The organism is Hydrogenophaga sp. (assembly GCF_030656115.1).
Classification (GTDB): domain Bacteria; phylum Pseudomonadota; class Gammaproteobacteria; order Burkholderiales; family Burkholderiaceae_C; genus Hydrogenophaga.
Window position 1 is genome coordinate 1 of sequence record NZ_JAUSOO010000035.1, and the last position, 7822, is coordinate 7822.

The 7822-nt window shown below is 66.2% G+C and carries 5 protein-coding genes; 4 read left to right on the forward strand and 1 reads right to left on the reverse strand.

Annotated elements, in window-relative coordinates:
- On the reverse strand, window positions 1–773 hold a 773-nt coding region (locus Q7J58_RS04135), incomplete at its 3' end, for a serine/threonine protein kinase (protein ID WP_304823830.1).
- 59 nt (window positions 774–832) lie between these two features.
- On the opposite strand from Q7J58_RS04135, the gene Q7J58_RS04140 reads away from it, so the two are divergent.
- The 4 genes from Q7J58_RS04140 to Q7J58_RS04155 all read left to right on the forward strand — a co-directional run.
- A complete protein-coding gene (locus Q7J58_RS04140; RefSeq protein WP_304823833.1) occupies window positions 833–1708 on the forward strand; it encodes an SAM-dependent methyltransferase in 876 nt (291 codons plus the stop codon).
- 196 nt (window positions 1709–1904) lie between these two features.
- A complete protein-coding gene (locus tag Q7J58_RS04145; RefSeq protein WP_304823836.1) occupies window positions 1905–3095 on the forward strand; it encodes a cation:proton antiporter in 1191 nt (396 codons plus the stop codon).
- Between the two features lie 3 nt (window positions 3096–3098).
- Window positions 3099–4226, forward strand: coding sequence for a YbdK family carboxylate-amine ligase (locus tag Q7J58_RS04150; RefSeq protein WP_304823839.1), 1128 nt, complete (start codon window positions 3099–3101; stop codon window positions 4224–4226).
- Between the two features lie 394 nt (window positions 4227–4620).
- Window positions 4621–7822 (forward strand): filamentous hemagglutinin N-terminal domain-containing protein (locus Q7J58_RS04155; protein WP_304823842.1); only part of this gene is annotated, 3202 nt, incomplete at its 3' end.

A 7822-nucleotide genomic window follows, 5' to 3' on the forward strand; every position in this document is an offset into this window, starting at 1 on the left:
CGGTCGCCGCTGAGCAGCATCCACAGGTCTTGCACGGCGGGGCCGGTGCGGGCGTCGTCCAGGTCCACAAAATGCGGCCCGGCGCCGGGCTGGCCTTCGGGGGTCCACAAAATGTTGCCGGGGTGGCAGTCGCCGTGCAGGCGCAGGCGCTGGATGCCGCCTTCGCTGTTTGGTGCGTCGGCCCGCAGCACCGGGTGCGCCTCAATCAGCGCCAGCGCCTCGGTCAGGGCCTCAGACCAGGCGGTTTGCACTTCAGGCGCCACCATGCGGTGTTGCAGCAGCCAGTCGCGCGGCTCGTGCGCGAAGGTGGCGGCGTCCAGCGCCGGGCGGGCCACAAACGGCCGCGCCGCGCCCACGGTGTGGATGCGTGCCAGAAAGCGGCCAATCCATTCCAGCACCTCAAAGTCGTCCAGCTCGGGGCGGCGGCCACCCCGGCGCGGGCTCACCGCAAAGGCAAAGCCGCCAAAGTGGTGCAGCGTGGCGCCCTGCACCACCAGCGGCGGCACCGCCGGAATTTCAGCCGCCACCAGTTCGGCGGCCAAGGCGTGTTCTTCGGCAATCTGCGCGTCGCTCCAGCGCTCGGGCCGGTAAAACTTGGCCACCACCTGTTCGCAGCCGTCAAACGGGGTTTCCAGGTGGATCTGGTAGACCCGGTTCTCGAAGCTGTTGAGCGCTTGCAGGCGTCCGTCGCCCCACAGGCCGATGCTGGCCAGGGCGTCTTGCACCACGTCGGGTGTGAGGGCGGTGTAAGGGTGCAGGTGGGCAGAGGTCATGCGGCATTGTCGCCGCGCCGTTGTCCGGGTTGTGCGGGGGCTGGCCTATCATCGCCCCCATGTCCAAAACCGCTGAGAAAAAACGCCCAATCCCCACGCTGCAAGAGCAGCTGCCCGAACTGCGTCCCGGCCAGTCGGTTGAGTTGCTCAAAGAGCTGCACATCCTGACCCGCGAGGGCAAGCTCAACCAGGACACCCGGCGCAAGCTCAAGCAGGTCTACCACCTGGTGCAGTTCATTGAGCCGCTGCTGGCCGAGGTGCTGAAGGCGCGCGGCGACGTGACCCTGGCCGACCACGGCGCGGGCAAGTCGTACCTGGGCTTCATCTTGTACGACCTGTTTTTCAAGGACAAGGCCGTGGGCCATGTGTACGGCGTGGAGTCGCGTGCCGAGCTGGTGGCCAAGTCGCAGGCGCTGGCGGCGCGGCTGGGCTTTGCGCGCATGGCCTTTCTGGCCACCACCGTGCAGCAGGCGCTGACCCACCCCGAGCTGCCCGCCAGCATCGACGTGGTGACCGCGCTGCATGCCTGCGACACCGCCACCGACGACGCCATTGCCTTTGGCCTGGCCAAGCAGGCGCAGTTCATGGTGCTGGTGCCGTGTTGCCAGGCCGAGGTGGCCGGTGTGATGCGCCAGCACAAGGCGCTGAGCCTGTCGCGCACGCCCTTGGCCGAGCTGTGGCGGCACCCGTTGCACACGCGCGAATTCGGCAGCCAGATCACCAACGTGTTGCGCTGCCTGCAGCTGGAGGCGCACGGCTACAGCGTGACCGTGACCGAGCTGGTGGGCTGGGAACATTCCATGAAAAACGAGCTGATTTTGGCCCGTAGAATGGCCGACGACCGGAGCGGCGCCCGTGCCCGGTCGCGTGAGCGCCTGTTGCAGGTGCTTGAAACCTTGAACTTGCAAGAGCTCACGCAGCGTTTCGCGGTCTGAAGCATTCAGACGCGCAGCGCAGTCAGGCCCGTCAAGGTCTGGCGCTCTTCGTGGTGGCACCGCTGTGCCGCCGTTTTCCGGTGTTCCAGTCAGCGCTTGCTGATGCCGTTTGGCCTGTGTTGGTTTCATGTCCCGTTGGTTGCCTGTGCACAGCGCGGGGCCTGTGTACCCAGGCTTTCACCCAGGAGATCTGCCCATGGTGACCGACTTTTCTTTCCTCCTCCAAACCATGGCCTGGCCGCTGGTGCTGCTGCTGGCCTGGTTTCTGGCCGAGCGCCTGTACGGCTTGTGGCGCATACCGAGGGTGTCGAGCTACGTGGCGGTGGGGCTGCTGGGCGGCCTGCTGAACCTGCCCGGCCTCACCGGCGACGTGCCCGGCCTGCCGTTTCTGGCCAACGTGGCGCTGTCGCTGGTGCTGTTTGAGCTGGGCTACCGCATCAACCTGCGCTGGTTTCGCCACAACCCGTGGGTGTTGTTGCTCGGGGTGACCGAATCCATCGTCACCTTCGGCCTCATCTACGCCGTCACGGGCTGGTTCGACTTGGCCTTGGATGTGCGCCTGATCATCGCGGCGCTGTCCATTTCCACCTCGCCCGCCGGCATTGTGCGGGTGGCCAACGAGCTGCGCGGCGCGGGCCAAGTCACCGAACGGGTGCTGCATCTGTGCGCCATCAACTGCCTCATGTCGGTGCTGGCGCTCAAGCTGGTGGTGGGTTATTGGTACCTCAGCACCTCGGGGGATCTGGTGTTGGCCGCCTTTGGCAGCATCCATGTGCTGGCCACGTCGGTGGCGGCAGGGGCTTTGTTGGGCGTGCTGGCGCCCTGGCTGCTGGGGCAGCGCGGCACGCACGAGCGCAGCGTCACCGTGGTGTTTGCGCTGGCGGTGGTGCTGCTCACCACCATGTCGTACGGGCTCAAGCTCTCGCCGCTGCTGGGCGCGCTCACTTTCGGCATCGTGGCGCGCGAACGCCGGGTGCACCTGACCAACGCGCAGCGCGACTTTGGTACCGCTGGCGACCTGTTGTCGGTGTTTTTGTTTGTCTACATCGCCGCGCTGCTGGACTGGGCCGACGTCGGCGCCGGCATGCTGCTGGGCACCTTGCTCATTGCGGTGCGCACCGCCTCCAAAGTGGGGTGCAGCCTGGCCGCCGCGCGCATCTCGGGTATCACCGAGCGCAAGGGCATGCTGACCGGGCTGGCGCTCACGCCCATGTCGGCGTTTGCCATTTTGCTGCTGGAGCAAAGCCGGCTGTACGGCTTTGACCCGGCGGTGCAGGTGCTCTCGGCCATGGCCGGCATGATGCTGGTGCAAGAGCTGCTGGGCCCGGTGGTCACCCAACGCGCCCTGATGGCGGCCCACGAAACCCACGTGACGAAGGAGGGCTGAGCCATGCCACTGGAAACATTCAAAGCCTCGAAATCGCTCACCATGGGCGTCGAGCTGGAGCTGCAGCTCGTCAACACCTACGACATGGACCTGTCCAGCAGCGCCAACGACCTGCTGGAGCTGCTGCGGCGCAAGCCTTTTCCCGGTGTGGTCACGCCCGAGATGACGCAGAGCATGATCGAGATTGCCACCGACATCCAGACCGAACACGGCCCGCTGCTGGCCCAGCTGCGCGAGATTCGCGACACCTTGGTGCGCGCCGGCGACCGGCTCAACATCGAGATTGCCGGCGGCGGCACGCACCCGTTTCAACGTTGGTTTGAGCAGCGTATTTTCTCCAAGCCCCGGTTCCAGGAACTCTCGGGCCTGTACGGTTACCTCGCCAAGCAGTTCACCGTGTTTGGCCAGCACGTGCACATTGGCTGCGCCAGCCCCGACGAGGCGCTGTTTTTGCTGCATTCGCTCAACCGCTACGTGCCGCATTTCATCGCGCTGTCGGCCTCTTCGCCGTTTTCGCAGGGGGTGGACACGCTGTTCGACTCGGCCCGACTGAACTCGGTGTTTGCCTTTCCCCTGAGCGGGCGCGCGCCCTTCATGCTCAGCTGGGAAGAATTTGCCAACATCTACTTCACCAAAATGGAGTCCACCGGCGTGGTGAAGTCGATGAAAGACTTTTACTGGGACATCCGGCCCAAACCCGAGTACGGCACCATTGAACTGCGCGTGTGCGACACGCCCCTGACCGTGGAGCGCGCCGCCGGCCTGGCCTGCTACCTGCAGGCGCTGTGCCGCCACCTGCTGGAGCGCAGCGAGCCACCACCCGAAGAAGACGATTACCTCGTCTACACCTACAACCGCTTCCAGGCCTGCCGCTTCGGGCTCGACGGCATGATGGTGAACCCCAAAACGCGCGAGCAGATCAGTATTCGCGAAGACATTCTGGCCACCCTGCGCCAACTGGGCCCGCACGCCGACGCGCTGAACTCCACCGCCGCGCTGGACGAGATCGAGCGCACCGCCGCCCGCGACGGCAACCACGCCACGTTCCTGCGCAAACAGTTTGCCCAGAGCGGCAGCGTGGGCGGCGTGGTGCGCGCCAGTGTAGAGGCCTTGCGCAGCGGGCCGGCTTGACCGCGGGGCTGGCGGTTCATATATAAGCCGCGCCGCCCTCAAACGGCCAACCGCTTGCGCGTGAGCGCCAGCCCAAAAACCGTCACAACCGCTTGGTGGATGCCGCAGCCTGGGTGAAAGACCGCCTGCGCGGTATGGCTTGAGCACCGGCGCCACCACGCCCGGACTTTCCTTGCTTCTGTGTGCTGCGCTGCGCGCGCGACCGCACAGACGGGCCCAGGGTTTCTCAACAGAATTGCCCCCCAATGTCCCCGCGTTGCCAGACCCACGTCTTGGCACCTTGGGACCCAGGCCCCCACACGCTTTCAAGCCCGTTGCCCGTTGTCGGGTCGCGGTGCTGGGTGCGCAGAATTTTCAAGACTGTTGGAGTGACCTCATGAACTGTGGTGAACCCATGAACCGTACCGCCCGATCCACCCCGCATGAGACCGCCCGCGCCGGTGTGGCGATGACAGGGAAGGCCCCGCAACCCCCGTTTTGCCGCAGCGCAAACGGCTTGGCCTTGCAAGCACTGACCTTGGGGGTGGCGGTGCTCTTGGGGGGCAACGCCCTGGCCGGGCCGGTCGGCGGCGTGGTCACGGCGGGTTCCGCCAGCATCAGCACCGCGCCGGGCAACACCACCATTCACCAGTCCAGCCAGCAAGCCACCCTCAACTGGCAAAGCTTCAACATCGCAGCGGGCGAAGCGGTGCGCTTTGTGCAGCCCAACAGCCAGTCGGTGGCGCTGAACCGGGTGGTGGGCGCCGACCCGTCCCGCATTCTGGGCAGCCTGACGGCCAACGGCCAGGTGTTTCTGGTGAACCCGAACGGCATCTTGTTTGGCCAAGGTGCGTCGGTCAACGTGGGCGGCTTGGTCGCGTCCACCCTCAACATCACCGACGCCGACTTTGCGGCCGGTCGCCACCGCTTCAGCGGCAACAGCCGCAGCGCGGTGCACAACCAGGGCGACATCCGGGCCGACGGCGGTTATGTGGCGCTGTTGGGCGCCCAGGTGGGCAACGACGGCGTGATCACTGCGCAACGCGGCACGGTGGCACTCGGCGCAGGCAGCGCCATGACGCTGGACGTGGCGGGCGACGGCCTGCTTCAGGTCAAGGTGCAGCAAGGTGCGGTGAACGCACTGGCGCAAAACGGCGGCCTGATACAGGCGGACGGTGGCCAGGTCTTGCTGACGGCCCAGTCGGCCAGCAGTCTGCTGGGCAGCGCGGTGAACAACACCGGCGTGGTGCAGGCGCAAACCCTCGTCACCGGCAAAAACGGTCGCATTCTGCTGCTGGGCGACATGCACAGCGGCACGGTCAACGTGGGCGGCACCTTGGATGCCTCGGGCATGGGTGCGGGCCAAACCGGGGGGCAGGTCACGGTGACGGGGCGCCACGTGGGCTTGTTCGGTGGGCAGATACTGGCCTCTGGTGATGCTGGCGGCGGCACCGTGCTGGTGGGCGGTGGCTACCAGGGCAACAACCCGGCGGTGCCCAACGCCACGGCCACCTACATGAGCCCCGACGCCCGCATCAACGCCGATGCCGTCACCACCGGCAACGGCGGCACCGTCGTGTTGTGGGCCAATGAATCCACCCGAGCCTATGGCCACATCAGCGCACGCGGCGGCACGCAAGGCGGCAACGGCGGGTTGATGGAGACCTCGGGCCATTGGCTGGACGTGGCGGGCATCCGGGTCAACGCCTCGGCGGCCCAGGGCGCGGCGGGCCTGTGGTTGCTCGACCCCGCCGATGTGTCGATCACCAACGCGCCCACCAGCGGTGGCAGCCTGGTCGGCAACGTTTTCACACCGAATCCCAGTGCCGATACGGCCAATGTGAACGTGGCTGATATCGTGACCGCGCTGACTGCGGGCAGCAACGTCACCATCATCACCGCCAACACCGGTGGAACAGGCAATGGCGATATCACCGTGGACACGGCCATCTCGTGGACCAAAACGCCGGGCGGTTTGCCCGTTTCCACCCTGACCCTGAACGCTGTTCGGGACGTGGTCGTGAACGAAGCCATCACCGCCACCTGGGGCAGTCTCGTCACCACGGCGGGGCGCGATGTGACGCTGTTTGCGCCGGTCACGACCACCAACGGCAGCTTCACGGCCAACGCCGGGCGCGACGTCAACCTCGTCAAAAACGCAGAGCATCCCTTGACCGCGATCACGACCACCGACGGCGGCTTCCGGGCGAACGCCGGCGGGCATGTGAATGTCGAGACCGTCGCCTTGACGACGACCCGCGGCAACCTGATCCTGGTCGCCGGGACCGACGGAGCCACCAACGGTAGCGTCAACTTTGCACCGGGCACGCCGGTGGCAGCCGTCACCGGCCCCAATGCCGCGGTCATGATTTACAACCCCATTGGCACGCCGCCGACCGATTATTCGGCCAATTTCACGCTGACCTCAGGCGCCACGCTGACGACCGGCGTCTTCATGCCGTCCATTCCTGGGGCTACGGGAGCTACGGGTGCTACGGGTTCAACTGGTGCCACCGGTGCCGCAGGTGCGGATGGGGCAACGGGGGACACTGGCGCTGCTGGCGCTGCTGGCGCTGCTGGCGCAGATGGCGCAGATGGAGCTACAGGTGCTGCAGGTGCGACTGGTCCAGCAGGACCTACGGGAGCCACAGGCGCCACAGGCGCTACAGGCGCTACAGGCGCTGCAGGTGCAGATGGAGCCACAGGCGCTACAGGCGACGCCGGAGCAACTGGTGCTGCAGGTTCAACCGGTGCTACCGGTGCCGCTGGTGCGGATGGGGCAACGGGGGACACTGGCGCTGCTGGCGCTGCTGGCGCAGATGGAGCTACAGGTGCTGCAGGTGCGACTGGTCCAGCAGGGCCTACGGGAGCCACAGGCGCTACAGGAGCTACTGGTACAGATGGAGCTACAGGCGACACCGGAGCTGCTGGCGCCGCAGGTTCAACTGGTGCTACCGGGGCCACCGGTGCTGCAGGTGCGGATGGGGCAACGGGAGCTACAGGCGCTACAGGCGACACTGGAGCAACTGGTGCTGCTGGTGCAGATGGAGCTACAGGTGCAGATGGGGCCACGGGAGCTACCGGTGCCATAGGCGTAACAGGAGCTGCTGGTGCTGTAGGTGCCACCGGTGCCGCAGGTGCAGATGGAGCTACAGGTGCTGCAGGTGCGGATGGAGCTGCAGGCGACACGGGCGCCGCTGGTCCAGCAGGACCTACAGGTGCCACAGGTTCAACGGGAGCTGCAGGCGCCACGGGCCTTACTGGGGCTACCGGTGCTGCTGGTACAGATGGAACTACAGGTGCCGATGGGGCCACGGGTGCCACGGGTGCGACTGGTCCAGCAGGACCCACGGGTACTACAGGTGAAACAGGTGCCATCGGTTCAACGGGAGCTACAGGGGCTACAGGGGCTACAGGGGCTACAGGTGAAATCGGAGCAACTGGCGCTGTGGGTTTAACTGGGGCTACAGGTGCTACAGGTGCCGATGGGGCAATCGGTGAAACAGGTGCGACTGGTCCAGCAGGACCTACGGGAGCCACAGGCGCTACAGGCGATACCGGAGCCGTTGGTGCTGTAGGCGCTACAGGCCTGACAGGAGCTGCTGGTGCAGATGGAG

Excerpts from the sequence above, each read along its gene's own strand:
- Q7J58_RS04145 (WP_304823836.1), top strand. The coding sequence starts at position 1,905 with ATGGTGACCGACTTTTCTTTCCTCCTCCAAACCATGGCCTGGCCGCTG.
- Q7J58_RS04150 (WP_304823839.1), top strand. The coding sequence starts at position 3,099 with ATGCCACTGGAAACATTCAAAGCCTCGAAATCGCTCACCATGGGCGTC.
- Q7J58_RS04140 (WP_304823833.1), top strand. The coding sequence starts at position 833 with ATGTCCAAAACCGCTGAGAAAAAACGCCCAATCCCCACGCTGCAAGAG.